Genomic DNA, 24,987 nt, shown 5'->3' with positions numbered 1-24,987 from the left:
AAAAACAACATAAAATTCTTTAAAAATAAGTATAAACCCCTATTTATTCCAACATTATTAAATCTAATACATTGTTTTGTATAAATAATACAAAGGTGTTTTTCGTGGGGATGCCCCCCTCTTTGGCCATAGCCGTCAAGTTAAAAGTAGAAGTACACTGAAATGATTACTCTCTTGCCATTTGCTGCATGTACCACCGGATGCGGGCGCAGCGGAATGCTGGACTACGAGAGTCGGGCCCTCCGGAATGCCGGATCACTCTAATGAAAAAACTTTGGAACGTTTTTTCATCTGTCCCCTCCCCGGGGGAGGGGAATTATTTGTGCCTATCGCTACAGAGTGCCATATTTTTAAAAGCAATTTATTCATAATCAGCAAAATAGGAGCTTAGCTTGACGGCTATGCCTCTTTGGCGCGAAACATACTACTTAGTTCAAGAGTAGCCCTTGAACTAACATATGCAGCCTGTAAAAGCTAATTGAACGGCAGACAGGCCCTGACGCTAGTGTGAAATACACAAGAATGCACAGAATTAATCAGCCTATTCTATCCATATTTAGCTAGACGACCTCGTCATGCAGCGGGGAGTACATGAAGGAGCACACCTTATCATTAAGTACTGCTTCTGTGAGGCGGGTCCTACCTGGGCTTCCACCGAAGGGTCGGATGAACTTTTCACCAAGGTTGCTATACAACCATACTTATCAGAAATGCAAAAAGCCATCTACTTTGCAGTAGATGGCTTTAATTAGAGTGGGCCCACCTGGGCTCGAACCAGGGACCACTTGATTATGAGTCAAGTGCTCTAACCAACTGAGCTATAGGCCCTGAAGTGACCACCATACTGTGGTTATCTTCAAAAGGAACGCAATATTAGGTAAATAGGTAATGCATGTCAAGGGTTCGACCCGGGGAATTTTCACTATTTTTTCTTCCTGTCGCTATGCCATCCCAAGTGAAGGCCGTAAATTGCTGCTGCAAACCAGAATAAGCCAATGTCAGCAGGAAACGAGATGCCGGAAAGGGGCGATCAGCCTCTGAAAAAGGAGATTAAGCACTTTACAACCATGGCCCGTGAGGCCTGGGATGAGGTAAATCCCCGTCATCAGTCGTACAAGAAGAAAAGCGGGCATAAAAAGAAGTTCCTGCGTAAAAACTACCATACCCTGCCAGCCCCGTTGCATGAGGCTTTTCTGGACTATGGGCTTGAGGGCAGGAGCGTACTGCACCTCTGCTGTAATGACGGCGAGGAACTGGTAAGCCTAAAAAAACTGAATGCCGGCCGCTGCGTTGGTGTTGACATCTCCTCATCAGCGATACATAGCGCACGTGTACTGGCGGCTGGCCTCCACCTGGATGCCACTTTTGAAGTCGCAGATGTATACGACCTACCCGATGCTGCCTATGGCCGCTTCGATTATGTGTTACTTACGGTGGGGGCCTTGTGCTGGCTTCCGGACCTAAAGGCATTCTTTGCCACAGCCACCTCCCAGCTCAAAGATGGCGGTCACCTCGTGATCATGGAGCAGCATCCTTTCAGTGCTATCGTAGAGGATGACATGAAGGTATCTGAAACATTCGGCTACTTTGATAAGACGCCCTATGAAGAGGCCGGTGATCTTGACTACCTTGGCAAGGAAGCCTATGAAGGAAAGACGTGTTACACCTTTCATCATACACTCGCCGATATATTTTCGGCACTACTGGAAAACAAACTTCAGCTAAGCCGTTTTGAGGAGCACCCGGACGACCTGTCCAACCTGAAGCGTGAACTGGAGAGGGCGCCACAGACCTTTCCTCTCAGCTATCTTTTGGTGGCTACCCTTAACATACCTACCTAGTCTGCTAAAGCTTATAGTGCCTTACGGAGGCATAAGGACAAGCGTATGCAAATACACCCTTTAGCGCTACCCCCTCGAAGTGCGCTATGGCGGACCGGATAACGCCTGCGTGCGTCACCACGGCCACCCTATGGTATGAGCTGGCTGCCAGATCGTTTAGAAAATGGCCTACCCGCTGGTGCAGTCCGGTGAAGGACTCCTCTCCCCCTGCTTTTTGATTTACAAAGTCCTGCATCCATATGTCCAATGCCAGACCGGTAAGCTCATCCCATGGTTTCATTTCCCAATCGCCGAAATCCAGCTCCATCAACCGGGTATCGGTAATGACTGAATTCGCACCAAACTGCGCAGCTATATGCCCGGCCAGTTTGGTACATCTTTTTAAAGGGCTACTGTATACGGCATCAGGTTTAGCTGGCAAGGACTCAATAACCCGTTCACTTTCCTCCGAATAGCGACTGTCATCTATTGCCAAATCACTCTGTCCGTAACATATTCCCTTAGCCACTTTTGGTGTGGTGTGCCGGATCAGGTATAGTTCCATAGTACGAGAAGGAAAAGGTAAAACACTACTTCGGTAGTCTGTTGTACCGCACCGAGTCCGTCACCTGTATAGCCCCCGATCCACTTCTGATACAGGCGGCCCAGATACATTTTCATGCCGTATACTGGCAGTATACCCAGGCAAACCAGGGGATTCTGAAAGAGGATAAGAGGAAGCAGACCAAAAAGGGTGGCAAAGATCAATATCCCCTTATCAGGTTTTTGCGCCACTGGTTTGGCCTTACTGTCCTGGTCATCCCGGGCATAGGTATGGGTATAAAGCATCGTCACGGCAGCCCAGCGACTTATGGCGTGGCCGGCAATGATCGCGAAGGGAATAGAAGTAGCAGGCATAGACACCAGCAGACTGAACTTAAGGGCCAGCACAAATACAAGGGATATAGCCCCAAAGGCCCCCAGGCGGCTGTCTTTCATAATAGACAGTATCTTTTCGCGCGTCCAGCCGCCACCAAACCCATCACAGATGTCAGCGAGGCCATCTTCATGAAAAGCCCCTGTAATCCACACCCCGGCCACCATGCTTAGCAGTACCGCTACTGAAGGAGGTAGCGCAAGTGATGCCAGCATATATGTTAGCGCGGAGATACCTCCTACTATCCAGCCAATGAAGGGAAAATACCGGGTTGACTTATTCAGGTCATCTGCTCCATGCCCGATCCCCGCCGGTACCGGGATACGGGTATAAAACATAAGGGCGGTAAAGAAGAGGCGTATTTCCTTTTTCATTGCGCAGATGTGCTCACTCCGGCACTTTCAAAACTTGCCATTTCATTATAAAAGGCCACCGCGGACTTTACGAGCGGATAGGCCAGGGCCGCCCCTGTCCCTTCCCCCAGCCTAAGTCCCAGATGTAGCAGCGGCTTCGCCTCTATCCACCTTAGCAACGCCTCATGACCTGCCTCACCGGAGCAATGAGCAAACACACAAAATTCACGTACTGCAGGCTGCAAAGCATACGCAACAGCCAGTGCGGCGGTGGCGATAAAGCCATCTACCAATATGACCATGCCACTGGCCGCAGCCTGCAGGTAAGCACCGGTCATCATGGCAATTTCATATCCGCCGAATAGCTGCAGCAGCGTCAAGGGATTCGTAAGCCCCGTACCACTATGCGCCCTCCAGGCCTGGGAAAGAATATCCGTTTTCTGTTTCAGGCCCTCATCACTCAGGCCGGTCCCCCTGCCTACACACAGGGCCATGTCAAGGCCGGTAAGCCCATGCATGAGCAGAGCGGCAGAAGAAGTATTGCCAATACCCATTTCCCCAAAAGCTATCACATTACATCCCTTACCAGCCACCTCCCTCACCAGGCCTGCCCCCGTCTTAAAAGATTCACGACATTCTGCTTCAGTCATGGCCGGCTCATACAGGTAGTTTCGTGTACCCTTCCTTATCTTTTTATGTATAATTGGAAGGTGAGGGTCCAGGTCAGCACATACGCCGGCGTCTACCACCCTTAGATGGATGCCGTGCTGCCCACAAAATACATTGATGGCCGCCCCGCCCCGCGCAAAGTTACCCACCATCTGGGCGGTAACTTCCTGTGGGTACAGATTCACCTGATTTTGAGCGGCTATGCCATGATCTCCCGCAAAGACAAGCAAATGAGGCTGCACTAATTCCGGTGCTGCCTGGCCGAGGATAATTGCTACCTGCCGCGCCACTGTCTCCAGGTGGCCCAGGGCTCCGGGGGGCTTTGTTTTCAGGTCAATCTTTTGCTGTATGGCTGGTTCGTCTGCTTGTGAGGGAGGGTAAATAGGTTGTGAGAGAAGGTCATTCATGGATCAGTCTTTTTCAGGTAAAGAGGTAAGCCACTTACCATCATAATGGCGGTGTGAGCCCGGGCCGCCAGGTGCTGGTTGGCCCATCCTGCCACATCAGTAAATTTTCTGCCGATCTCCGTATCCGCATGGAGGCCCATACCGAGTTCATTTGAGATGATAAGCAGGTGGTGAAATGGCCGGGACAGTAAGCAATCAGCTTCTGTGCGCCAGGCTTCGAAGGCCTGTTCACACTGCCACTGGTGGTCTGAGCAGAAGTTGGTTAGCCACAGGGTGGTACAGTCCAGCACCACCGTACGGCCGGAAAGATCGAGCCGGGAGGGGAATTTATCCTCCTCCAGGCTCGTCCATACCTCCGGCGGGCGATCGCCCCGATGCCGCTGCACCCTTGCTTCAAAGTCCTCATCGGCAATACGGGCCGTGGCCACGTACAGTGGATTGGATGACAAGGCACAGGCTGTTTGCTGCGCATAGCGACTCTTACCGCTGCGGGCCCCGCCGGTAATAAAGGTAATATGGCCTGCCATGAATCAGGCCTTAGCCACTTGCAGAGACCTGAGCACAGGAAAGCGCCCCTGCAGCCAGGCCATACCGCCAAACATAATGGCGCTGTATAGAAGCGTGCCTAGCAGGAAGTTCCGCTCAAAAGGAATGGCTGCCGCCAGACAGGCCCACCATCCGGCCCAGGTCTTAGGGTATAAGGTACCTCCTATCCATACGCCAAAGTCCGTGACGATCCAGTGAATAAAGGTGATAAACAATGCAGAAAAGAGCACATTACGCACTGTAATGGCCCGCTGCATGGCGCGACCGGCCAGTACCATAAGGGCAAAGGCTCCGTATACATAGTAAAAGCCCTGGTACAGGGACCAGCCCATGCCGTATACGAAACGATTGAGCACCAGATCGCTGATAAGTAAGGCCAGCAAAGGGAAAGCAAAGGCCTTCGTATGCTGCCTGAAGTGGGCACCGCCAAACAGGGCCATGGCGCCCAGGGGGGTAAAGGTACTGATAGCATTAAGCTCCTCACTGGTAGTCACCACCCGAAAGGCGGCCACTACCATAATAAAAGCAAACAGCACGAGTGTGCGCGGATTGGTCATCTCTTTCATACCACTTCGGTTTTATAGTTGAAATGAAAATCCGCCGGAAATATTCCTGCCCCGGGTACCATAGCCGCGAACCTCGGTAAACTGCTCATCCAGCAGGTTGTTGGCCCGGAAAAACAGGCTAAGCTGACTGTTTACGCGATACTGCGCATGTACATTCAGCAGGAAATAAGGCTCCAGGTCAAACGTTTCATTAAAGCCTGCATCCTGGCGTTCGCCGTTCCACTGTACATTACTGCTGATCAGCAAAGCATCCGTTACCTGGTACTCTACATTAGCGGACACGCTGTGCTCAGGCCTGCGATACAGGTTAAGGTAAGTAGTGTCTGTTTCCAGGCCCTCCTCTTCAATCTCTCCTTTGAGGTAGGTATAGTTGATTGCCACCTTTGCCCGGTTGCCAAAGTACACCGCAGGTTCCAGCTCTATTCCACGATCCAGTTGACGGTCACGGTTTACATACACATAGTTGGTAAGGTCAAAGGCAATCACATCATTCACATCGCGGTAGAATGCAGAAGCACGTACCGAGAAGCGGCCCTGCGGCTGGATATACTGGACGCCCCCATCATACGTCATGGCCGTCTCCGCGTCAAGCTGCTCAGCCGGGTTGCTGTACTCGCTGTATAGCTGATACAGGGAAGGCGCACGGAATGCCCGGGCTACATTGGCAAAAAGGCTCCAGCCTCCGCCAAAGTTGTATGAAGGGCTGAAGTTAAAGAGCAGGTTTTCACCATATACTGAGTGTCGGTTGCCTCTGAGGCCTGCTTCGGTGCTAAATCCTTCGCCGCCCCGGTTGTAGAACAGGGCGGTATAAATGCCTACCTGAGACTGCGACACACTGTCATCTTCCAGGCTGGTAGCAAATGGACCGAACTCACTCACTGACAGAGTGTACTGTTCCGTGCTGCTGCCGCGGTAATCCACTCCCACTGTCAGCTCAAGGTCACTGGAAATAGGGTGATTCAGGTAGATATCGGCAAAATGCTCGTCTCCAATGTATTTGCCATTAGAGTAAGCGGAGAATCCGTTTTGCGAAAGCGTGGAATCATCTTCAAAAAAACGATAGGTATGATTGTAGCTGTAGAGTGCTTTTATCTCCCCTATCGTGGTTTGCCACTCGCCACGCAGGCCTAACTGATAATTTTCAAACTCATAGGTATAGTCTAGCTCATCTACAAAGGCTGACTGGTCCAGGTCGCCATCAAAACGGCTATAGCGTACAAAGGGGCTGATATAAAGAGCGGGCGTTGCCTGCAGCCCTACGTTAGCCTGTACAGTTTGGCGGGTAAAACCATCTTCTTCAAACTCCACAGACTCTTCTTCAGAAACGGCCTCACTGATACCGTCGGTATCAAGCATAGAATAGCCAACGTGGTAATCTACCTTACCGGCACTGCCACGTACGCCTGCTGCGCCGTCCCACGTATTAAAGCTGCCGTAGCTAAGCGTGGCATAAGGCGAAAAGCCATTGGCCTCTGCCTTCTTGGTGATGATATTGATCACTCCCGCTATGGCATCCGTACCGTAAAGCACGGATTGGCCGCCTTTAAGGATTTCAATACGTTCTATCTGCTCAAGGGGCAAAAAGCGCAGGTCAAAATTACTGCCGATACCGCTTGGGTCATAGAGAGGCACACCATCTACTGTAATAAGGGTGTACTCCGGATCCGCTCCGCGTACGTACACATTAAGGTTTTTGCCGGGACTGCTGTAAGCGCCATTAATGGTAATGCCTGCCTGACGGTCCAGCACTTCACTGAGTGAAAGGCCCTGGCTCCTTTTAATCTCCTCATTGGTAATGACAGTGAGGTTTTTGGTCTGCTCCAGCGTTTTGTAGGGAAATTTTCTGGCCGTTACTTCTACCTCCTGCAGCCGTATGGTGCCGGTGCTGTCTGTTTCTGTGTTTTGGTAAAAGTCGGACTGGGCACGCACACTGCCCGTAAAAACAATCGCCAGGGCGACTGCGAGAGAATACTTAATTCTGCTCATATTACACGGTTTACAAATTGTGAAATATGAGCTTTCTACAATGAAAAAAGCGGAGTACGCTTACGGAAAGGGTACTACCTGCCAGCTCTTCACCCGAAAGCTCGTTGGTTTAACGGTTGACGGCAGGTCTTCTGGCTTACTCCCCCTTTCGGAAGCCTTCCCATCCGCCATAGGCAGACAGTGGCATTAGATTTCCGTAAGGGTTAAGGAGCTTACAGCTACGGGGATAGCGCCGGACTTACACCGGACTTCCCTTTTAATCCTTCCTTTGAAATGAGCAAAGGCAGGAACCACTAACCGGTGCAAAAGTAGGCAAATGGCATCAGATATCTAGTAAAATTTTATTTTGATAGGCTAAAAGGCCCCTGAGAGCTTTTAAAAGGTCGTCTATACGACTTTATTCAGTCTCTTGAGAGAGCTTTTTTATTTCTTCCCAGTCCATCGAATAGACCCTGTTGTAATAGGCATCGGTAGCCTCACGCGAAGCCGGGTCCGGGGGCCGGAGGGAAATATGGTTAGCTTCCAGCAACTGACGATACAGTCCTGGCTTCACTTCCTGCAGCAAGCGGATATAAGCAAACCTGAAGAGGGGGTCTGACTCAGCTTTATCGAATAAGAAGGGCATGGTATCGGGGTGCTGTGTCACATAAGTAATCACAGGCAGAAAAGAGGCATGATTTACCCGGCACCAGCTACAACTCAGCACCATTGTCTGCCTCTCATAATCCTCCACCAGGTGCTGCAGGCTGTCCGGCATCTCACCCGGTGTGTTCACAGCAGATGATGCCGGCTGGCATGATATGAGGAAAATAAAAACAAACAGGTATCTGGTCATATGCACGTAAGATAAAAAAAGTCCTGTGCATGCAGGTACACAGGACTTTGTAAAATCTATTATTGTGCAGAGACTATCAGCGCACCAGGATTTTCCGCTGGAAGGTTTTCCCCTCTATATTCAGGGTGGCCACATACATACCGGCATCATACTCACTGCGGTTTACCGCAAAGCTGTACTGGCCCGGCAGGTAGCTTTCGTTCACTGCATACTCCTTTACCATTCTGCCATTTACATCATATAAAGTCAGCGTAATAACGGAAGCCTTCTGCAGGTTCAGTGAAATCTCAGAGATAGTGTATACCGGGTTAGGGTATACCATAAATAATTCATTATTATCGGGTATTACACTGGCCGGGGCACTTTTTTCCTCTTCGCCCAGGTAGCGCTTCTCAAGTATCTTCTTGATGTAGTTGCGCGTATTAGCGGTAGCAAGAGGAGCTACATAGGCCCCCTCATCAGTATAGCTGTTCTGCTGCCACTCCTCCTTCACCTCATCCATCAGCTCATTATACTTCTGCCCGGTGAGGCCGCTGAAGAACATCCCCCCTACCTGGGCCTCGAAGCTGTTTTCATCCGCATCGAACAGCCTTTGCATAAGAAAGGCCGTAGCGGGCTCTTCATTGGCGTAGAAATGGGCCCGCAGCTTTTCAGCTTCCGGCAATTCAAAGAACTTATACGGATTACTGTTAGGCTTCAGTTCATTAGCATTACAGGCAGCCAGCCACTCATTGTACAGGGCCTCTGTCTCGCCCTCTTCGGTTACATACCTGGCAGACAGCTCACTGAGTACAGTGGCCTCCGCCTGTGAAAGGGCCACGTCCGGCAGTACGGTCAGCCCGAGCCTTACGCTCTCTTCCATGGTAAATACCGGCTCGGCAGAGATATTTATGCCCCTTTGGGCTGTAACATCATCGCCACGGGGTGCTGCCTCCCAGGGCTGGTAGGGATCTTTGGCCTGGTCACGGTAGTAATATACGATAGAGCCGTAACTTGTGCTGTTAAGCGCATCGCGCGGGTGAAATATCCTTTCCAGGCCTCCGGGTTTACTTTCCCAGGCATATCCGTGCGGGTGTTTATTCGCCTCGCGGGTAACGGAAAAGTGGGTAATCTCCCCGTTACTTTTCGCCCATCCGGCCACCTCAGCATTGCTGGTATTAGCACTGGTCCGGGTATACGTTACCGCCCCGCTATACCGCATGGGGCTATTGCCGAAAAAGTTATCCCAGGTATTCCAGGATTGGGCACTGCCGTAATACGTCCCCGAGGCACAGGAGCCACCGGCATTACTGGGGTATAAACAACCCCAGAACCAGCCATTGGTCATCCCTCCGGCCCAGGCGGCGCAGTTATACGTATTGGTAGAGGGGGCCGTCTGCATGGCGTCATTTTCCTTCAGGTTAGGAAAAAAGCTCCTCACGGTACTGCTCCCCTGCTTGACAGATCCGTATGCATCCGCGTTACCCCAGTACACATACCAGGCACCTTCTGCACTCACCAGCAGGTACATATTCTGGTAAGATGAGGTGTTCTTCTGTATCCTGAACCTGGCATCATCATACCACTGATGGTCCATAGGTGAAACATACCAGAACCTGTTACCATAAAACTTAATGGGTGAAGTATAGCCGTCAGGGGCCAGCCATAGCTTAGGGTTGCCTGTACTGTAGGCGGTAAAGTAGTTCAGTATCCCCGTATTACTTGTGCCTACGCTTACATGGTAGCCACTAATGACCGCTTCACTGGTAAGGAGTGATCCGTTTTGGTATAGTTGCACAAGGCCCTGCCTGCCCAGTTGGTCATTGGCATAAGAGTTATTATAGGCGCGTAATACCAGGTAATAGTCGCCACTTTTGGGTATGCTTACACTAATTCTTGGGTGCAGATTAGTATAATCATCATTAGACCAGGCTACATTAATATCGGTGGCATGAAAGAGGTACATGACGGGGTCCACACTGTAGTAGTCCTGCCCGGAAATGGGGCTTGTATGAAAGGTCACATTCTGTCCGCTGCTAAGACTCAGCTTTTTGTAATAAGTATATACCACAGGCAGATTCATGAGGTGCTTATAGTTACCCAGCGGGTTGCTTAACACATATGAGTTTACCTCATGGGTATATCCTGAGTTAGAAGCAGACATCTCTACAGAGAAAGGATCCTCACCGGCTGTCCCTTCAGTTGGCGGCTCGGCTTTAAAGGCCTTGCCTACATTCTTAAGGCCGTTATCCTTCAGCTCACTCAGGTATGTGTTGTATTTACTCATATCAAAAGTGGCCTTATCGGGGCGGTCGCTCACCTTGATTACATCCACCTCCGGGTAGTGCGGGGCGGTGCTTTCAAAGCTTATGGTGTGGTCCCCGGCTGTCAGCCCTACCTGCTTATTGCCTTTAAGCGTGGCAGGATGCCAGCCATCTTTTCTGATGTCCAGCTCACCCAGATATTCATCATCCAGGTATACAGCTACCTGCTTAAGAGGATACTGCTTATTACTAACCGTATTCTCCGCGGGCACATCGGCTATACCCATCACGTGGGCGGCAAAGAAATAGTTGCCGGGATTATCCACAGAGAGGTAAAAGGTCTTGCGGAGGTTGTCCCCTGCTCTTTCATAATCGGAGGCGGTATAAACCCACCCCTCTTTGTGGGACTTGCCTTTCAGCTTTTCCGGAGAAAATGCGGCTAAGCCCCGGACGGCATCATTTTGCGGTACTAATTCCGGTTGCTGACCATAGCCGGCCAGCGGTACTAAAAGGGTAAGAATCAGGTAAAGGTACTTTTTCATAGGTAGTAAGGATTAAGGTTTAATGATAGTCAGCTTTAATACCAGCGGTTATATACGGTGGTGGTTTGCATACCGGCAAAGCTAACCGGGATATAATAGTCTGATTATATCAGATAAGTGGTCGGGGTGTTTAGTTTAATAATATAAAGTAGATGTATTGCGGATTATTTAAAAGCGTTGGCCTCTCTTTTTTTCATCAAGAGGCTTTTATTTTTTTCTGTGAATCAATGGCTTACCACTCGTTAAAAATCTTTTTTAATCGAAATCACTCACCATGTAATCCTTTTGGGCCTATAAATAGGTTTTTTGAAGGGATGAATAGTATACTTGCAACTATCCTGAAAGCTAAATCGGAATAATGAAAAGTGGTCTGAAACCGGAAGAAGCTACATACCTGATATTTGACCTGGGAGGGGTCATCATAGACATCGCACCTGAGGACACCGTCCGGCAGCTAACCCTGCTGCCACACCGCAGGCGTAACAGGCTGGACTTAAAGGCGCTGGCTATGGTAAGCAATGCACTGGAAACCGGCGCAATCAGTGAGGCAGATTTCAGAACCGAGCTAAGACAGATCCTGCATACGCATGCGGCTGACCATTTGCTGGACGAAGCGTGGAATAGCATGCTAAAGACAATACCTCCGGCCAAAATAGCCCTGCTTCGGGAGCTTTCTTCCTCCCATACCCTTTATCTGCTGAGCAATACCAACAGCATTCATATGCGTGAAGTGGAGCGTAAACTTAAAGAGGTGAGCGGCCTGAATTCTTTTGATGATTTATTTACCAAATGCTACTACTCTCATAAAGAAAAGGTAAAAAAGCCGAACCCTGAGCTGTTTACTCGCGTGATAAAAGAAAACAACCTGGATGCAGCAAAGGGTATTTTCCTGGATGACCTGGAAGAGAACCTGGCAGGTGCCAGGCAAACCGGGCTAAGCACCATACTAGTAACCAAACCGGACAGCCTTTTCGAAATTTTTTCATATGAACCCCAACCTTAAGCAGGCATTACTGCATATTACCTTACTTATTGTCACTTTCCTCACTACCACCCTGGCGGGTGTGTTCTGGATACATAGCAAAATACTTTTTACCATGCCCATCAGCTACGAAGAGTTTCTGGATGGCATGGCATTTTCCGTACCGTTTCTTGGCATTCTGGCGATACATGAGGCAGGGCATTACTTAACTGCCCGGCGCAACGGAGTCAAGACCTCATTACCCTATTTCATTCCCTTCATACCCATATTTCTGGGTACCATGGGAGCCTTTATCCGGATAAAGCAGCGTATACAGTCCCGCAGGGAATACTTCGACATAGGCATAGCCGGGCCTCTGGCCGGTTTTGTCATTGCCATAGGGGTATTATACTATGGTTACAGCCACCTCCCTACCTACGATTATATTTATGACATTCATCCGGAGTATGTGGGGCAGGGAAGCACCCTGGAGGAGTCGATAGAAGCCGTTTCCACAGACAGCACCACCTCATTCAAATTCGGCAAGAACCTCACCATGCTCTTTTTCGAAAAGGTAGTGGCAGACCCTGACCGGCTACCACCTGCGGCGGAGATGAGCCATTACCCCTGGCTTATGGCAGGCTTCTGGGCGCTATTCTTTACCGCGCTTAACCTGCTGCCAATCGGCCAGCTGGATGGCGGCCACATCCTGTACGGCCTCATAGGCCTGCGAAAGCATAAGATGGTGGCGGGCACCCTGTACGTAGGCCTGTTATTCTACAGTGGCCTGGGCCTAATATCCCCGTTTCTGCCCCCTGTAGAGCTGCTGTTCAATGCCCTGCTGTACCTTGGCTTTCTCTATGTGTGCCTATTCAGCTTTACGCAGGACAAGCAAAAGAGGCTTTTTGTGGCGGCGGCCATCTTTGCGGCTCAGTTTACGATCAAAGCATTTTACCCGGCAGTGGAAGGCTTCACAGGATGGCTGCTCTTTGCCTTTCTTATCGGCAGGGTTATCGGAGTGGGGCACCCGCCTGTAAAGCACGACGAACCGCTGAGTCCCGCCCGGCAGGTACTGGGCTGGATAGCGCTCATTGTTTTTGTTATCTGCTTTACACCAGTACCCATCTCGCTCCAGTAACGAAAAAAGAGGCTGTCTCAAAAGTGTTGAGGCAGCCTTTACTTTTTTCTTTCCAGGCTCATCTGCTGTAAATGCTATTGATGATCTGTTTTCTTTTGGCGAAGAAAACAGGCTCTCTATGAAGCCTTTTTGAGCAGGTTATGTGCAATAGCCAGTAGTCCGGCTTCTATTTCGACTTTCTCTGTTCCCCGCATCATAAATCTGCGGAAGCCCCGGTTGTGTTTGATGGCTGCGAACACAGTTTCTACATCTGCCGGTCGCTGCTTGCGATGAGCTATTCCCTGGTCACTCATAAGCATATCCCGCACTTTTTGCTTGTGAGTTCTAAGGTTATGATTGATCTCAACTATCCGGTTGCCTTTTGCTTTAAAACAACCGCTCCTTAATGGACACTCCAGGCAGTTTCTGGCCTGATATTGTGCATAAGTTTGTTCATAACCCGACTTAGTTTTTGTTTTTCGCTTTCCTATATGATCCATTGGCTGGCCTGCCGGGCAATAGACCTTATCCTGCTCTTCGTTGTAATGCAGGTTCTGAGATTTAGATATGTCTTGCTTCCATTTTCTGGTTTGCTCCTTATGGAAGTAATTATACTTTACATAGGCCTTCTCTACTTTATCTTTCAGATAGTCATAGTTCTCTTCGCTACCATATCCTGCATCAGCGCATATAGTGTCAGGCAGGGTGTTATATAACTGCTGATAGTTCTTAAGATGGGGTTGTAACGTTAGGGTGTCGGTAGGATTTTGATGGATCGTGTAGTTTACCAAGTATTGATTGGAGGTGCTGATCTGAAGGTTATAGCCCGGCTTGAGCTGTCCATTTCGCATATGGTCTTCCTTCATCATCATAAAGGTTGCATCGTGGTCAGTCTTTGAATAGCTGTTTCGTTGTCCCAGTATAGCTTGCTTCTGCTGGTATTCAGCCAGCTTCCCAGGCCAGTTTTTTCGTGCATAGGTAAGCTTCTGCCTCTTCCCTTTTGCTATCTTCTTGCCCGTGAGTGCCTGGTCAATCCTATCAATAGTATCACTAACCTTTCGAGCATCGATTTTGCTAAAATCAGGCTTTTCCTGATATAACTCGTCTTCTGCCACCCGCTGGGTATAGTCCCACAACTCTTCAAGCTGTTGGCTTATCTTTTCGGTATTGGTCTTAATAGACCTGCCCCACACAAACGTGTAGCGATTAGCCTGGGCTTCTATCTTGGTGCCGTCGGTGTAAACTGTCTTTAAGTCCAGTAGGCCCTCATCAACTAAGAACATTACAATCTGAGCAAAGATCACCTTCAGGCTATCTTTCAACCGATCGCATCGAAAACGGGCAATAGTGTTATGGTCAGGCTTGTTCATACCTGCCAACCACATGAAGTGAACGTTTTGACCAATAGCTGCCTCCAACTTGCGGGTAGAGTAGATATTACTCATATACCCGTAAATCAATATTTTAAGCAGCATCCTTGGATGATATACTGATGTACCGCCAGGCTTATAACCAGTCAATAGAGGGGCAATATCAAGACGATCGACCACTTCGTTGACCACCCGAACTGGATGGTCTGCCTCTATTAACTCCTCCAGGCTCGGAGGTAAAAGCATAATTTGCTTGGGGTTGTAGTCTTTAAAAACTATCTTTTCGCTTATTGACACAACTCAAGATATCACATCTTGGAAAGCGGGGGTAGTAATGCCCTCGCTTTTTTTATGGCCAACTCCAAAAAAAAGAGGCTGCCTTTTGAGACAGCCTCTTCCGTTGATATGATGATTAAGGTACTTTACACTACTTTATTGTCCCACAGAAAAAAACGTTAGGCCTGCCGGTTATTTTTATTTCCCGCCGATGGGTTTTCATGGCAAAATTTCGTAATATCATTACCATAATCTACCGGCTTGTCATGTGATGTGTGCCTTGCCGCATCTAATATAAATAATCAAAACACCCAAACCCTACAATGAACCTAACCAAACCCGCTAAGCAGGTGGAGGCACCTCCTTTTGCATCAGACCTCACCCCGGAAGACAAAAAAACATTAGACAGTATCCGCGCAGCAATTATGCAGGCTGACCCCATGGTGGATGAACGCCTTGGGAAACACATGCAACATAAGAAAGTGCTGCTGTATGAACAGGAAGGGGTCTTCAAATACAGCCTGATCCGTACAAAACTCTATTTCACCTTTCGCTCGGCAGTGATGTATGCACACCCGGAACTTCGCCGCGAGCTGGCTGAAACGACCTCCTTTTTTAAAGTACAAAAGGGCTGTATCAACTTTACCAGCCTGCGTGATTTCCCGCTGGATACCTTCAGCCAGTGGATGCACCGTACTGCTGCCATAGCCTTTATGCCTGCGGCTACGGCTGATCTTTCATACTGACTTAAGGCTGGACGATGGGGCGGATCAGTGAGATTCCGCCCATTCGTCCCCCATCTTCCCGTATACCCCGTCATCAGGCTCCCACAGTTCTATGCGGTTGCCATCAGGGTCTGTTACCCAGGCAAACTTACCGTAGTCAAATGACTCAGGCTCTTTCGGTATGTCGACCCCATGGGCCCGTAATCTTTCAAGCAGGCCGTCCAGGTCCTTTACCCGGTAGTTTACCATATGGGATTGTTCAGCAGCTCCAAAATAATCAGACTTTTGGCTGAATACTGACCATACGGTATAGCCATAACCCTTGCCCGGTTTGCGCCACCGAAAAGAGGTACCGTACGGCCCTGAACTCAGGCCCAGCATCTCCTCATACCACTTTTTAAGCGCATCAGGATCTTTGCTCTTAAAAAAGATCCCGCCCAGGGCCGTTACGCCTGGATCCTGGCGCTGGCTGGCCTCTACCACCGGCGGCTCCTGTATGATACCGATCAGGTTACCCCATGGGTCCAGGAGAGTGGCAGTTTTGATCCCCCCTCCTACATCCTGCGGTTTTTCGTAAGCCTTAGCGCCGTGCTTTTGCATCTGTGAAAAGGTATCCTCTATATCATCCACAGACCAGTAACTGGCTACATTACGGCTTTTTGCCTGCTGTACTTCTTCTTCATAAGGCTGCAGGCCCAGCTCAAAGCCCCCTACATTAAAGCCGGCGTAGAAGGGCTCATTAAAATAGGGAGGCTGTCCCAGCAACCCGGCATACCACTCTACAGCCTCCTGCATATCAGCCACCCGGTATATGGTGGTTCTTAGTCCTTTAAACATCGATTCGGGCATGGTAAATGAGATTTGGTAGATAGTCCTCAAGGTATAAAATTACCTTGAAACACCTACAACACACGTCTAAGGAGGGCAACAAAATTCATTTGCTTATATCAAATTACCGGATAATCAGTTAGCTTACTATATGGCTGATCTAAAACCGATAATTGTGGTAATGGGTGTGTCAGGCTCCGGCAAGTCACTGATAGGGGAAAAGGTAGCGGAAGCGCTGGACCTGCCCTTTGAGGATGCGGACGATTACCACTCTAAAGAGAACATAGAAAAGATGAAGGCCAAAACGGCACTGACGGACAAGGACCGCAGCACATGGCTTGAGGCACTCTCAAAAGTGCTGGCAGGGATGGAAACCCTGGATGGGGCAGTACTGGCCTGTTCAGCCCTGAAAAAAAGCTACCGGCAGCAGCTGGAAAGCAAGATGAAAGGAGAAATGATATTGGTATACCTGCAGGGGCCTTTTGATCTTATTTTTTCCAGAATCGATTCGCGCAAAGGGCATTTCATGAAGAAAGAATTGCTGCAGTCTCAATTTGACACGCTGGAAGAACCCCCGGAAGATGAAGCCATTATCGTGTCAGTAGACCAAACGCCCGATGAGATCGTCGAAGAGGTATTGTCCCTACTGCCGGTGGAAAGCCCCCCGGTGAAAGAGGGCCGTTCTGACTAGGCAACTCATCAATAGTACCTTTTACAAATCTGGTCACCATAGCATGCCGAGTGATCTATGGTTTCACAATGCCTGACTGAATCACAGTAAACCTCATATTGGGTGGCTGCATCCCCTCCATTTATCCTTTTTATGGCTGATGTTTTGAAGCTCGTTACTTTCAGGTGCCGAAGAGACAATTTCTCTTTCCTCATGGCTGTTAAATTTAGTTAAAAAAAACGGCCTTGAACCTGGTTCAAAGCCGTCTATATCATTTGTAGCGTAATTGTTAAAACCCACACGCCCAAGCCTGTATGGCCTTAATACCCTACGCTGCCGAAATCAAGGGTATTTCTGGCATTGGTAACCACCGTCACACGCTGTGTAATCGATGGTTTCACAGCGCAGCTCAGAATCACAAAGCTGAGGGTAGCGGGTAGCAAAGTTACCGCCTTTTGCTCTACCGGCTTCGGAGGTTTTAAAACTGCTTATCTGCAGAGAATCAAGGGTCAGTTTTTCTTTTTTCATTATAGAAATAGTTAAAAATTAAATGCATTCAGTGTTGATTCAAAGGCATGTACCCATCAAATCACTACCGGGAAGCAGCCACGGATACGTAAGCACATTTACAGACAAGTGGCAGGCAAAGGTCTACCTTTCATAATCTTTAAGGAGAACATGCCTGGCCAAGAAAGTGAAACTGGCCTTTCTTTCTATAGCTGCTTAATAATTACAGCTAAAAATATAACCATAATACCGAACATTTTAAATCGGGGGAGGGCAAAAAAACAAAAAGGCTGCTTTGGTCAGGGCAGCCTTATCAATTAAACAAATCAATACTTCCAAATTTGCATAATCCAAAGGCTTAGTTTTTTCATATTTCACTTTATAAATATAACCCTTTACATAAAAAAACAATTCAAATAATTAAATTTAATATTTAATCCATTCTTATTAACCTAATATATAATTTGATTATTCAACTTATGCCAGACAGGGCCCTTAATTCCTTCTCCAAAGCTTCTCTGGTCCGGTCATTATGAGCCTTCTTAAGCCCTTCCAGGCAATAGTTTGTAGCTGTGTCCTTATCACCTATGGCTTTATGTAACTCTGCCATAGAGATAAGGTACTGTAGATGGTCTTTGAGTTCATCAAGCTGCTTAGCTTCTTTCAGTGCCGTCGCCGTATTGCCGCCAAAGTGCAGGGCAAGGGCCCGGTTAAGCCTTACAAACGGGCTGTTATCTACCTGAAGATAGGCATCGTATAACCTTACGATGGCCTCCCAGTCCGTCTCGTGAAAGTGGGCCGCCGTGGCATGCAGTGACAAAATGGCTGCCTCATAGTGATATCGTCCCCAAAGGTTATCTTTTTTAGCCACCAGGAAATGGCTTATGCCGCTTTGAATTACCTTCCTGTCCCACAGGCTACGGTCCTGGCGGGCCAGCTCTATCATCCCTCCCTCGCTATCGGTGCGGGCATCGAATCGGGCTACCGTGAATAGCATAAGGGCATAGAGGGCATGGGTGGCGCCATTAGCTATGTCTGGCTGCTGAAGTAGCGCCGCTACCTGTCTCAGGGCCTCCAGACACAGGTCGCGGCGAAGCAGTTCGGCACCCCTTGTGGCACTATAGCCTTCGGTAAACATGAGGTAAAGCACCTGGTGCACACTGGCAAGCCGCTCGCGCGATTGCATGGCAAAGGGTACCCGGAGGGGCATATTCTTCTCCCTGATCCGGCTGCGCGTACGGTTCAGTGATTTTCGTACAGCCTCACCGTTCATATTCAGCGCCTGGCCAATCTCTTCCGTTTTAAGCCCCCAAGCGTTTTCAGCGTAAGGATGAGCCTGGCCCTGGGAGCAAAATCCGGGTGGCAGGTGGCAAAAAGCAGACGGAGGCGGTTGTCATTGATCTCATTTTGCAGGAAGGTCTGCCGCAGACGCGCATCGTCAGCCGGTATCGGCAGAGCCGAAACCCGGCCTGCCGGTGCTGATAGGGGCTGCTTTCTTCGCAACTCGTTAATAGCCATGTTACGGCATGTACGGTATAGCCAGGCGACCGGCTCGCGGGGCAGCCCATCCTTTTCCCATGCACGGAGGGCCGCCATGAAGGCATTCTGCACCACATCTTCGGCCAGCTCCAGGTTTGCCAGACGGAAGAAGGCCGACAGAGAAGCGGTAAGGCTGCCGTAGTGGGTACGATACAGCCTGTCTACCTCAGTATGCAGTGCAGATGAGGACATGCAGCTCAGTATGAGAATACGGGACGAACCTCGAGCTGGCCACCATAGCGGAACACCGGACAGCCCCTGCTTAGCTCCACAGCATGGTCCAGATCCCGGGCCTTAATAAGAATATAGCCTGTCACGGCTTCTTTAGATTCGATAAAGGGACCATCGGATTGCACCTCCTCGCCGGTCATAAGACGGCCTTCGGGGGCAAGCGGATCACCGGCTACATATAAGTCCTCTGCAGAAAGGGACTCTACCCAGCGGGTATATTCGTCTATTTCTGCCTGCATTTCTTCTTCCGATCTAGAGCTGGTAAGGGCCAGGTCTTCACGTATGAGCAACATAAAGTTTTTCATGAGTATCATAGTATAGGGTAAATAAATGTACTGATTACCGGCAAATGGATAAAACGGGGACCGTAATTTCTTTCTGCCTTTGCTCTATAGACAAGGTGGCATTGACAAACGGGACATCCAGGGGGCTATTTTTTTTAGAAAATATTTACCTAAAAATGGTGATGGCAGCTCATAATAATATTTCCGAACTTGGAATTAAGTCAAACTATCTAATTACAGCCCTATGAAACGAAAGAAAATGAACCTGAGCACCCTGCAGGTAGAGAGCTTCCAAACAGGCCTGTCTGACAAGGGCAGTCGTGAAATAGCCGGCGGGAGCAAAGACCCCAGTCTCTATAACTGCACCTATAATGAATACTGTGTGACCAACTTCGGACCAGGAGAGCCTATTTGTTAGAAACATTACATGAGAGCCTGATGCATCGGGCTCTTATCCCCCCTTTCTCTTCACCCTGCGGCTATCCAGCCTTTTACCCCGCCTAAAACGGTCAAATGCTTACACCCCACCTTGCCTGAAGACCAATAACAGTGCATATTTGTGAGGGAAAATTCATATCAATACGTGAAGAGATTTTTACTCGCTTGTGTCTTGTTCTCATGTAGTTCATCCGTCGGGGCACAGGATAGCAACCTTGCCAGGGAAGCGGCAGCCGATGCCTGCTACTGCCTGGAATTGTTATCAGTGGAAGATCCGGATGCCTCCCATGATATTTCAGCCTGTGTCTACCTGGAAATAAAAAGAAGAAAGGCTGAATTTAAGGCCGCTTATGATCTCGATTTCGGGGTTTATGAAGAGGCCAACCAGGCAGCTTATATGGTAAGGCAGGAGATGGTAAGCACGTGTGACATTGTGGGTGTTTCCATGAAGGCGGCCCAATTGGAGGCTGATGATAACCTGAGTGCTAAAGAAAAGCTTACTACCAGGGTAACGTCGGCAATTTGCGAATGTGCCGGATCAAAAGCCGGGGACACCTCATCCGAAGAGCAGAAACTCGATGCCGTTACAAGTTGCTCTGACCGGATCATTAAGGTCAAAAAAGATGAACTGTTGGAGGCCTATGGCATAAAGGAAGAAACGACATACGAATGGGATAAGGTAACGGCGAGCCTCATCATGGCTATCATACGAAGATGTCCCGACTTTGGCTCCCTGGTGTTCAGGCGCTCCCTGGACGATACCAACCGGCGCACCATGAGAGGTGAAAGCCCATCGCCCTATGCGCTGGAAGGCACGCTCTCAGGCGTGCAAGGTGAACAGTTCAGAAGCTTCATGGTAAAAGATACCGATGGAAAGACCCATGAATTCCTCTGGCTCCAGTATTTCTCCGGCAGCCGGGAGCTTATGAAGACATCTCCCGAAAAACTCAAAGGCAAAAAAGTAAGGGTCGAATATATACAAACAGACCTGCTAAACCCTGCCTCAGGGGAGTTTGAGCCCACCAATGTTATTAGAAAATTCACCTTGCTCTAATTACGCATGCGTCAGTACATTTTGACTTCAGTCGTAACCCTGGCCCTGTTAGGGGGCCTCTTGCCCCCGGCTTTTGCCCAGGATGATGCTTTTTACGATAAGCTTGCTGAGGAAACCTGCCAGTGCCTGGATAAAAAACCGCTGGAGAGCATGTCCTCTGTGGACCTGAAGTACACTATAGCCGAGTGCATGAATCTGGCCCTGGAGCCCCACATGAAGAAACTGGAGGAAATGAGTGAGGTACCTCCCCAAATAGGGGAAATGGGAAAACAGGTGGCTACCCGCCTTTTGCTTGACTGCCCGGCTTATCAACAACGAATGGGCCACATCAAAAGCGAAAGAGAAATACCTCGCCCGGAGAGCTATCCCGAAGAGGAAGAAGTGGAAGGCACAATTCAATACCTGGAGGCAGGGCGTTTCTATAAGCTCACCTTGCTGGATAATCGCGGTAAAAGATACACCTTCGTCATTCTCCACGACTTTAAAAATAGTGAAGACCTGCTTCAAGCAGAGGCAAAAAAACTGGAGGGAACAAAGGTGAGGGTAAGCTACTATAGCCAGGAACTGTATCGGGCCGACATGAACGAATACATTCCCGCCAGGATCATAACGGAAATTAACTTTGATTAATACTTAGAAAGCTTAAACATGAAAAATGTACTTATTGGCACTGTCATGCTCTTATTGACAGTAACCGGCACCGCCCAAAGCCAGGATGTGATGGACAAGGTGGCTGAGGCCACTTGCGAATGCTTCACCAACCAGGCACCAAGTATAAAATCTGCAGAACAACTACAAATGCAGATCGCATTATGCGGTATACAGGCAGCCACTCCATATGCAAAACAGATCAGGAAGCAACATGACTTCAACATAGAAAACCTTGATGACGAGACCGGCATGGAGAAGTTCTTCGAGATGCTGGCCCTGCGCATGGTATCATCCTGCCCGGCTTTTCTTCAGTATGTAGGGGAAAACCTGGACCAGATCAATGAGATAGCGGAGGAAGATGACTACGCTGAGGGCGAAAGCACTGGCGGGGGAGTCATTACCGGTACCTTTAGCGGCCTGGAAAGTAAGCAGTTTAACGTGCTGTATATAGAAGACGAAAGCGGCAGGCAACATAAGCTGCTATGGCAGGAGTTTTTCGAAAATGCCAACCAGGTGGAAGGCCCGGCCGCTAAAAAACTGGAAGGCTCACGTGTGAAAGTATATTACATAGAAAGAGATATATACGAACCGAGACTGGGGGAATACATTCCCATGAAAATCATGAGAAAACTGGAAGTGCTTTAAAGACAAAATGCCCCGGTACGCACCGGGGCATTTTTGTTTATAGAAGCTATAAATGAACGCTTATACAGTAGAGCTGAATACCTGTGTTTCCGGCTGTTTTCGCCAGAGGCGGGCATCAAATGCCATACAGATATTCCGCACAAAGGGCTTGCCCCGCTCCGGTATGGAGATGGAGTCCTTTTCCACGCGCAACAGCCCGTCCATTGCCAGCTCCCGCAGCCTGTCTCCCACTCCCTGCAGATAGACATTTTCACTATTCTCCTTCTGCCAGCCTGTTTTAAACCGGCACATCAGGTTAAGTATATGACGGCGAAGAACCAGGTCTTCTTCAGTGAGAAGATGCCCTCTGAAGACGGGAAAACGGCCTTCGGTTACTGCTTCCTTGTACGCCTCTACCTTCTTCAGATTCTGAGCAAAGGCCGTCCAGGTATCTGAGATGGAAGAGGCCCCCAGGCCGATCATCATACCGGTGGCCTGTGTGGTATAGCCCATGAAATTGCGGTGGAGCTCTCCCTTGCTCATGGCCTGTGCCAGGCTGTCTTCAGGCAGGGCAAAGTGGTCCATGCCTATCTCTGCATAGCCGTTCTTCTCAAACATGCTCTTACCTATTTCGTACAGGTGTCGCTTGGTCTCATTAGAGGGCAGGTCCGCCTCGGTATAGCGGCGCTGGCCAGGCTTTACCCAGGGCACATGGGCGTAGCTGTAGTAAGCAATGCGGTCGGGCCGCAGGGTATTCGTAAGCCGTATGGTCTCCCTCACGCTTTCAGAGGTCTGCAGAGGCAGACCGTATATGAGGTCAAAGTTTACCGAGGTATAGCCTATCTCTCTCGCCCACTCAGTCACCTGCTTTACCCTGTCATAGGGCTGCACCCTGTTTATCATCTTCTGCACCTTGAGATCAAAGTCCTGTATGCCAAAGCTTACCCGCCTGAAGCCAAGGCTATAAAGAGTCTGTAAGTGGGCGTAATTAGTATTATTAGGATGGCCTTCGAAGCCGAACTCAGCCTGGTCTGGCACAATGCAGTCATTAAGAATACCAGTAATAAGCTTTTCCAGGTTTTCAGGAGAGAAAAAGGTGGGTGTGCCGCCACCGAGATGCAGCTCACGCAGTACCGGTGCCTCCCCCAGCAGTTCGCGGTACATGCGCCACTCCTTCAGGACGGTCTCCAGGTAGGGCACCTCTACCTTATGGTTCACTGTGATACGGGTATTGCACCCGCAATAGGTACAAAGGCTCTCGCAAAAGGGCAGATGAATGTAGAGACTGATGCTTTTGTCTCTCAGAAATGAGGCCTTTACATGCTGCTTCCATTCCCATTCTGTAGGGGGTGTCTCGTCCCAGTAGGGTACCGTAGGGTAGCTGGTGTAGCGTGGGCCGGGCACATTGTATTTTCTTATAAGCGAGGTATTCATTTTTCCAGTGTTTTTCTAAATGGATAATCAGCCCCCGCAAACAGGTATGCTGCGGGTGGTCCATTCCAGTAGGGGGCTCAGGTAAGGCACGCCCAGCTCCAGGCCTCTTATTATAAGCACTACGCCAAGGAGGCCAGCCGTAAGGGGCATCACCTTGCGCACCTGTGGCCTGAACCGGGCCAGGAGCAGGTTGCCGGAGGTGAGCACAAGGATCATGGCCGGCAGCGTACCCAGGCCAAATGCCAGCATCCATAAGGCCCCATTCAGGGCAGAGCCTGTGAGCAGAGCTCCTGCCAGTCCGGCATAAACAAGGCCACAGGGTAGCAGACCATTCAAAGCCCCAAGGGTAGCGCTTGCTTTCCATCCTCCGGCTTTAATAAGCACAGAAAGTTTTTTTCGTAACCGGGAAATGAGTGCCGCCACACGCCCGTTACCGGAGGCAAGGCGCTCCATCTGAGCAGGTAATACAGCTAGTAGTAAAAGAAACATTCCTGCCCCGATAGAAAGCGCCTTTTGCCAGCCGGCAAAGGCGGCCCCCTGCCCTGCCAGGGCTATAAGCGCCCCCAGTAAAGCATAAACAAGGAGGCGGCCGGCCTGATAGGCTGTACGGTGTAGCAGCCAGCGACCTGTCCGGATAGAGCCGGCAGGCACAGCCAGAGCAAGGGGGCCGCACATGCCTACGCAGTGCAGGCTACCGGCAAATCCGATGATAAAGGCAGGCACCAGAGTCATGAGATGGTTATCTGAGGTAAACAGAAAGTTCGGTAAAATAGGCGACGCCAGCCCGCTCCCAGTCAAGCTGCAGGCGGTAGCGTCCGCCCGGTAGACCGTCGACATTCAGGGTGCGGGTAGTACCCTTGGAGGGCCTCAGCGCCACTTCGCGGTCATACTGCTTATCGCTGGGGCGAAAGAGAAGTAATTCTCCCGTATCGGGTACGCCATCTTCGGGAAAGGTAACCACCAGGGTATGGCCCTCCTGGCGCACTTCAGGTGCAGTACTCAGGCTTTCGGCATTATGTTTCTTTTCCATATGTGCCTGATAAGCCAGCTCACGAGCGTAGTAGTCCTCAGCCTCAAGGTCTATATTCACGCTATGCGACTTCACGGCCAAAAAGACCATAAACCCTACGAAACAGCTGAAAAACAAGGCGATTCCATGTCCCCAATTAAACTTCATAGTCATTCTGTTTATAGTAAAAATGAGGGGGACACCCGGGCACTTATAAGTCTACCGAAGACCTGCATTAGCAAAATTAACCAGAGCGCCGCAGGCTATCCCCGTTCATTTATGACAAAGGTGGGGAATGAAAGCTACACGGAGTATGAGTGCTCTCAGCCTAAAATCTGATATATATCAGGTTTTCGAGCAGTCGC

28 protein-coding genes, 1 tRNA gene and 1 riboswitch are annotated in these 24,987 nt (G+C 49.5%); of the genes, 10 read left to right on the top strand and 19 right to left on the bottom strand.

The genetic code is table 11. The features are described from left to right. Window positions 1–575: 575 nt before the first annotated feature. Entirely contained in the window at window positions 576–752 is a 177-nt protein-coding gene (locus tag AB9P05_RS24185; RefSeq protein WP_371911477.1) for a hypothetical protein, read from the top strand. A 2-nt stretch (window positions 753–754) separates the two neighbouring features. Here the strand turns inward: AB9P05_RS24185 and AB9P05_RS24180 are convergent. After that, window positions 755–828: transfer RNA gene (locus AB9P05_RS24180), tRNA-Ile, on the bottom strand. A 167-nt stretch (window positions 829–995) separates the two neighbouring features. On the opposite strand from AB9P05_RS24180, the gene AB9P05_RS24175 reads away from it, so the two are divergent. Continuing rightward, window positions 996–1,841, top strand: a complete 846-nt coding sequence (locus tag AB9P05_RS24175) for a class I SAM-dependent methyltransferase (protein ID WP_371911476.1) — start codon at window positions 996–998, stop codon at window positions 1,839–1,841. A gap of 4 nt (window positions 1,842–1,845) precedes the next feature. Here AB9P05_RS24175 and cobC read toward each other — a convergent pair whose 3' ends face one another. The 8 genes from cobC to AB9P05_RS24135 all read right to left on the bottom strand — a co-directional run bounded on the left by cobC (window position 1,846) and on the right by AB9P05_RS24135 (window position 10,904). Next, window positions 1,846–2,385 (bottom strand): alpha-ribazole phosphatase, encoded by a 540-nt coding sequence (cobC, locus tag AB9P05_RS24170; RefSeq protein ID WP_371911475.1) that lies wholly within the window; start codon window positions 2,383–2,385, stop codon window positions 1,846–1,848. Continuing rightward, window positions 2,370–3,131 (bottom strand): adenosylcobinamide-GDP ribazoletransferase, encoded by a 762-nt coding sequence (locus tag AB9P05_RS24165; protein WP_371911474.1) that lies wholly within the window; start codon window positions 3,129–3,131, stop codon window positions 2,370–2,372. Before AB9P05_RS24165 ends, cobC begins: the two co-directional genes overlap by 16 nt. After that, window positions 3,128–4,186, bottom strand: a complete 1,059-nt coding sequence (gene cobT / locus AB9P05_RS24160) for a nicotinate-nucleotide--dimethylbenzimidazole phosphoribosyltransferase (RefSeq protein ID WP_371911473.1) — start codon at window positions 4,184–4,186, stop codon at window positions 3,128–3,130. The genes AB9P05_RS24165 and cobT overlap by 4 nt, the downstream gene beginning before the upstream one ends. Next, on the bottom strand, window positions 4,183–4,713 hold the full coding sequence (locus AB9P05_RS24155) for a bifunctional adenosylcobinamide kinase/adenosylcobinamide-phosphate guanylyltransferase (protein WP_371911472.1): 531 nt from the start codon (window positions 4,711–4,713) through the stop codon (window positions 4,183–4,185). Before AB9P05_RS24155 ends, cobT begins: the two co-directional genes overlap by 4 nt. A gap of 3 nt (window positions 4,714–4,716) precedes the next feature. Further along, window positions 4,717–5,298 (bottom strand): DUF6580 family putative transport protein, encoded by a 582-nt coding sequence (locus AB9P05_RS24150; protein WP_371911471.1) that lies wholly within the window; start codon window positions 5,296–5,298, stop codon window positions 4,717–4,719. Between the two features lie 12 nt (window positions 5,299–5,310). Beyond that, window positions 5,311–7,284 (bottom strand): TonB-dependent receptor plug domain-containing protein, encoded by a 1,974-nt coding sequence (locus tag AB9P05_RS24145; protein ID WP_371911470.1) that lies wholly within the window; start codon window positions 7,282–7,284, stop codon window positions 5,311–5,313. Window positions 7,285–7,387: 103 nt separating this feature from the next. Further along, window positions 7,388–7,594, bottom strand: a riboswitch (cobalamin riboswitch). Between the two features lie 87 nt (window positions 7,595–7,681). Then, window positions 7,682–8,119: a hypothetical protein gene (locus AB9P05_RS24140; protein WP_371911469.1), complete on the bottom strand. Its 438-nt coding sequence runs from the start codon at window positions 8,117–8,119 to the stop codon at window positions 7,682–7,684. 76 nt (window positions 8,120–8,195) lie between these two features. Then, on the bottom strand, window positions 8,196–10,904 hold the full coding sequence (locus AB9P05_RS24135) for a T9SS type A sorting domain-containing protein (protein ID WP_371911468.1): 2,709 nt from the start codon (window positions 10,902–10,904) through the stop codon (window positions 8,196–8,198). Between the two features lie 358 nt (window positions 10,905–11,262). On the opposite strand from AB9P05_RS24135, the gene AB9P05_RS24130 reads away from it, so the two are divergent. Next, window positions 11,263–11,907: an HAD family hydrolase gene (locus AB9P05_RS24130; RefSeq protein WP_371911467.1), complete on the top strand. Its 645-nt coding sequence runs from the start codon at window positions 11,263–11,265 to the stop codon at window positions 11,905–11,907. Further along, on the top strand, window positions 11,891–13,003 hold the full coding sequence (locus AB9P05_RS24125; RefSeq protein ID WP_371911466.1) for a site-2 protease family protein: 1,113 nt from the start codon (window positions 11,891–11,893) through the stop codon (window positions 13,001–13,003). The genes AB9P05_RS24130 and AB9P05_RS24125 overlap by 17 nt, the downstream gene beginning before the upstream one ends. 116 nt (window positions 13,004–13,119) lie before the next feature. On the opposite strand, the gene AB9P05_RS24120 is transcribed toward AB9P05_RS24125, so the two are convergent. Further along, complete coding sequence (locus tag AB9P05_RS24120) at window positions 13,120–14,643, bottom strand: IS1182 family transposase (protein ID WP_371911331.1); 1,524 nt, start codon at window positions 14,641–14,643, stop codon at window positions 13,120–13,122. Between the two features lie 308 nt (window positions 14,644–14,951). Between AB9P05_RS24120 and AB9P05_RS24115 the strand changes: the two genes are divergently transcribed. Then, window positions 14,952–15,374, top strand: a complete 423-nt coding sequence (locus AB9P05_RS24115; protein ID WP_371911465.1) for a hypothetical protein — start codon at window positions 14,952–14,954, stop codon at window positions 15,372–15,374. Window positions 15,375–15,398: 24 nt separating this feature from the next. On the opposite strand, the gene AB9P05_RS24110 is transcribed toward AB9P05_RS24115, so the two are convergent. Continuing rightward, the gene (locus AB9P05_RS24110) at window positions 15,399–16,202 is read right to left on the bottom strand and encodes a VOC family protein (RefSeq protein ID WP_371911464.1); all 804 of its coding nucleotides are present in this window, start codon (window positions 16,200–16,202) and stop codon (window positions 15,399–15,401) included. Between the two features lie 130 nt (window positions 16,203–16,332). Between AB9P05_RS24110 and AB9P05_RS24105 the strand changes: the two genes are divergently transcribed. Continuing rightward, on the top strand, window positions 16,333–16,872 hold the full coding sequence (locus AB9P05_RS24105; RefSeq protein ID WP_371911463.1) for a gluconokinase: 540 nt from the start codon (window positions 16,333–16,335) through the stop codon (window positions 16,870–16,872). 8 nt (window positions 16,873–16,880) lie between these two features. Here AB9P05_RS24105 and AB9P05_RS24100 read toward each other — a convergent pair whose 3' ends face one another. The 5 genes from AB9P05_RS24100 to AB9P05_RS24080 all read right to left on the bottom strand — a co-directional run bounded on the left by AB9P05_RS24100 (window position 16,881) and on the right by AB9P05_RS24080 (window position 19,433). Next, a complete protein-coding gene (locus AB9P05_RS24100; protein WP_371911462.1) occupies window positions 16,881–17,066 on the bottom strand; it encodes a hypothetical protein in 186 nt (61 codons plus the stop codon). 127 nt (window positions 17,067–17,193) lie between these two features. Continuing rightward, on the bottom strand, window positions 17,194–17,379 hold the full coding sequence (locus tag AB9P05_RS24095) for a hypothetical protein (protein WP_371911461.1): 186 nt from the start codon (window positions 17,377–17,379) through the stop codon (window positions 17,194–17,196). A 451-nt stretch (window positions 17,380–17,830) separates the two neighbouring features. Continuing rightward, window positions 17,831–18,631, bottom strand: coding sequence for a DUF6596 domain-containing protein (locus tag AB9P05_RS24090; RefSeq protein ID WP_371911460.1), 801 nt, complete (start codon window positions 18,629–18,631; stop codon window positions 17,831–17,833). 2 nt (window positions 18,632–18,633) lie between these two features. Further along, window positions 18,634–19,089 carry a sigma-70 family RNA polymerase sigma factor gene (locus tag AB9P05_RS24085; protein ID WP_371911459.1) on the bottom strand — a complete coding sequence of 152 codons (456 nt, stop codon included), beginning with the start codon at window positions 19,087–19,089 and terminating at the stop codon, window positions 18,634–18,636. Between the two features lie 5 nt (window positions 19,090–19,094). Continuing rightward, window positions 19,095–19,433 carry a YciI family protein gene (locus tag AB9P05_RS24080; protein ID WP_371911458.1) on the bottom strand — a complete coding sequence of 113 codons (339 nt, stop codon included), beginning with the start codon at window positions 19,431–19,433 and terminating at the stop codon, window positions 19,095–19,097. Between the two features lie 223 nt (window positions 19,434–19,656). Between AB9P05_RS24080 and AB9P05_RS24075 the strand changes: the two genes are divergently transcribed. The 4 genes from AB9P05_RS24075 to AB9P05_RS24060 all read left to right on the top strand — a co-directional run bounded on the left by AB9P05_RS24075 (window position 19,657) and on the right by AB9P05_RS24060 (window position 22,200). Then, complete coding sequence (locus tag AB9P05_RS24075; RefSeq protein WP_371911457.1) at window positions 19,657–19,830, top strand: pinensin family lanthipeptide; 174 nt, start codon at window positions 19,657–19,659, stop codon at window positions 19,828–19,830. A 165-nt stretch (window positions 19,831–19,995) separates the two neighbouring features. Further along, on the top strand, window positions 19,996–20,904 hold the full coding sequence (locus tag AB9P05_RS24070) for a hypothetical protein (RefSeq protein WP_371911456.1): 909 nt from the start codon (window positions 19,996–19,998) through the stop codon (window positions 20,902–20,904). Between the two features lie 21 nt (window positions 20,905–20,925). Then, on the top strand, window positions 20,926–21,534 hold the full coding sequence (locus tag AB9P05_RS24065) for a hypothetical protein (RefSeq protein ID WP_371911455.1): 609 nt from the start codon (window positions 20,926–20,928) through the stop codon (window positions 21,532–21,534). 18 nt (window positions 21,535–21,552) lie between these two features. Further along, window positions 21,553–22,200 carry a hypothetical protein gene (locus AB9P05_RS24060; RefSeq protein ID WP_371911454.1) on the top strand — a complete coding sequence of 216 codons (648 nt, stop codon included), beginning with the start codon at window positions 21,553–21,555 and terminating at the stop codon, window positions 22,198–22,200. 60 nt (window positions 22,201–22,260) lie between these two features. Here AB9P05_RS24060 and hemN read toward each other — a convergent pair whose 3' ends face one another. From hemN to AB9P05_RS24045, 3 genes are read right to left on the bottom strand one after another with little or no spacing between them, the layout of a single operon-like run. Then, the gene (hemN, locus tag AB9P05_RS24055; RefSeq protein ID WP_371911453.1) at window positions 22,261–23,613 is read right to left on the bottom strand and encodes an oxygen-independent coproporphyrinogen III oxidase; all 1,353 of its coding nucleotides are present in this window, start codon (window positions 23,611–23,613) and stop codon (window positions 22,261–22,263) included. 27 nt (window positions 23,614–23,640) lie between these two features. Continuing rightward, the gene (locus tag AB9P05_RS24050) at window positions 23,641–24,345 is read right to left on the bottom strand and encodes a sulfite exporter TauE/SafE family protein (protein ID WP_371911452.1); all 705 of its coding nucleotides are present in this window, start codon (window positions 24,343–24,345) and stop codon (window positions 23,641–23,643) included. 7 nt (window positions 24,346–24,352) lie between these two features. Continuing rightward, a complete protein-coding gene (locus AB9P05_RS24045) occupies window positions 24,353–24,790 on the bottom strand; it encodes a FixH family protein (protein ID WP_371911451.1) in 438 nt (145 codons plus the stop codon). Window positions 24,791–24,987: the final 197 nt, after the last annotated feature.

Origin of the sequence: Roseivirga sp. BDSF3-8, assembly GCF_041449215.1 — a bacterium.
In the GTDB taxonomy this organism is placed as follows: Bacteria; Bacteroidota; Bacteroidia; order Cytophagales; family Cyclobacteriaceae; genus JBGNFV01.
Note: the sequence above shows the minus strand (reverse complement) of the source record. Positions and strands in the feature narration are given on the sequence as shown.

What these genes read in the sequence shown, in the direction of transcription:
- AB9P05_RS24185 (WP_371911477.1), top strand. Translation starts at nt 576, where the DNA reads ATGCAGCGGGGAGTACATGAAGGAGCACACCTTATCATTAAGTACTGC.
- AB9P05_RS24175 (WP_371911476.1), top strand. Translation starts at nt 996, where the DNA reads ATGTCAGCAGGAAACGAGATGCCGGAAAGGGGCGATCAGCCTCTGAAA.
- cobC (WP_371911475.1), bottom strand. Translation starts at nt 2,385, where the DNA reads ATGGAACTATACCTGATCCGGCACACCACACCAAAAGTGGCTAAGGGA.
- AB9P05_RS24165 (WP_371911474.1), bottom strand. Translation starts at nt 3,131, where the DNA reads ATGAAAAAGGAAATACGCCTCTTCTTTACCGCCCTTATGTTTTATACC.
- cobT (WP_371911473.1), bottom strand. Translation starts at nt 4,186, where the DNA reads ATGAATGACCTTCTCTCACAACCTATTTACCCTCCCTCACAAGCAGAC.
- AB9P05_RS24155 (WP_371911472.1), bottom strand. Translation starts at nt 4,713, where the DNA reads ATGGCAGGCCATATTACCTTTATTACCGGCGGGGCCCGCAGCGGTAAG.
- AB9P05_RS24150 (WP_371911471.1), bottom strand. Translation starts at nt 5,298, where the DNA reads ATGAAAGAGATGACCAATCCGCGCACACTCGTGCTGTTTGCTTTTATT.
- AB9P05_RS24145 (WP_371911470.1), bottom strand. Translation starts at nt 7,284, where the DNA reads ATGAGCAGAATTAAGTATTCTCTCGCAGTCGCCCTGGCGATTGTTTTT.
- AB9P05_RS24140 (WP_371911469.1), bottom strand. Translation starts at nt 8,119, where the DNA reads ATGACCAGATACCTGTTTGTTTTTATTTTCCTCATATCATGCCAGCCG.
- AB9P05_RS24135 (WP_371911468.1), bottom strand. Translation starts at nt 10,904, where the DNA reads ATGAAAAAGTACCTTTACCTGATTCTTACCCTTTTAGTACCGCTGGCC.
- AB9P05_RS24130 (WP_371911467.1), top strand. Translation starts at nt 11,263, where the DNA reads ATGAAAAGTGGTCTGAAACCGGAAGAAGCTACATACCTGATATTTGAC.
- AB9P05_RS24125 (WP_371911466.1), top strand. Translation starts at nt 11,891, where the DNA reads ATGAACCCCAACCTTAAGCAGGCATTACTGCATATTACCTTACTTATT.
- AB9P05_RS24115 (WP_371911465.1), top strand. Translation starts at nt 14,952, where the DNA reads ATGAACCTAACCAAACCCGCTAAGCAGGTGGAGGCACCTCCTTTTGCA.
- AB9P05_RS24110 (WP_371911464.1), bottom strand. Translation starts at nt 16,202, where the DNA reads ATGCCCGAATCGATGTTTAAAGGACTAAGAACCACCATATACCGGGTG.
- AB9P05_RS24105 (WP_371911463.1), top strand. Translation starts at nt 16,333, where the DNA reads ATGGCTGATCTAAAACCGATAATTGTGGTAATGGGTGTGTCAGGCTCC.
- AB9P05_RS24100 (WP_371911462.1), bottom strand. Translation starts at nt 17,066, where the DNA reads ATGAGGAAAGAGAAATTGTCTCTTCGGCACCTGAAAGTAACGAGCTTC.
- AB9P05_RS24095 (WP_371911461.1), bottom strand. Translation starts at nt 17,379, where the DNA reads ATGAAAAAAGAAAAACTGACCCTTGATTCTCTGCAGATAAGCAGTTTT.
- AB9P05_RS24090 (WP_371911460.1), bottom strand. Translation starts at nt 18,631, where the DNA reads ATGAACGGTGAGGCTGTACGAAAATCACTGAACCGTACGCGCAGCCGG.
- AB9P05_RS24085 (WP_371911459.1), bottom strand. Translation starts at nt 19,089, where the DNA reads ATGTCCTCATCTGCACTGCATACTGAGGTAGACAGGCTGTATCGTACC.
- AB9P05_RS24080 (WP_371911458.1), bottom strand. Translation starts at nt 19,433, where the DNA reads ATGAAAAACTTTATGTTGCTCATACGTGAAGACCTGGCCCTTACCAGC.
- AB9P05_RS24075 (WP_371911457.1), top strand. Translation starts at nt 19,657, where the DNA reads ATGAAACGAAAGAAAATGAACCTGAGCACCCTGCAGGTAGAGAGCTTC.
- AB9P05_RS24060 (WP_371911454.1), top strand. Translation starts at nt 21,553, where the DNA reads ATGAAAAATGTACTTATTGGCACTGTCATGCTCTTATTGACAGTAACC.
- hemN (WP_371911453.1), bottom strand. Translation starts at nt 23,613, where the DNA reads ATGAATACCTCGCTTATAAGAAAATACAATGTGCCCGGCCCACGCTAC.
- AB9P05_RS24050 (WP_371911452.1), bottom strand. Translation starts at nt 24,345, where the DNA reads ATGACTCTGGTGCCTGCCTTTATCATCGGATTTGCCGGTAGCCTGCAC.
- AB9P05_RS24045 (WP_371911451.1), bottom strand. Translation starts at nt 24,790, where the DNA reads ATGAAGTTTAATTGGGGACATGGAATCGCCTTGTTTTTCAGCTGTTTC.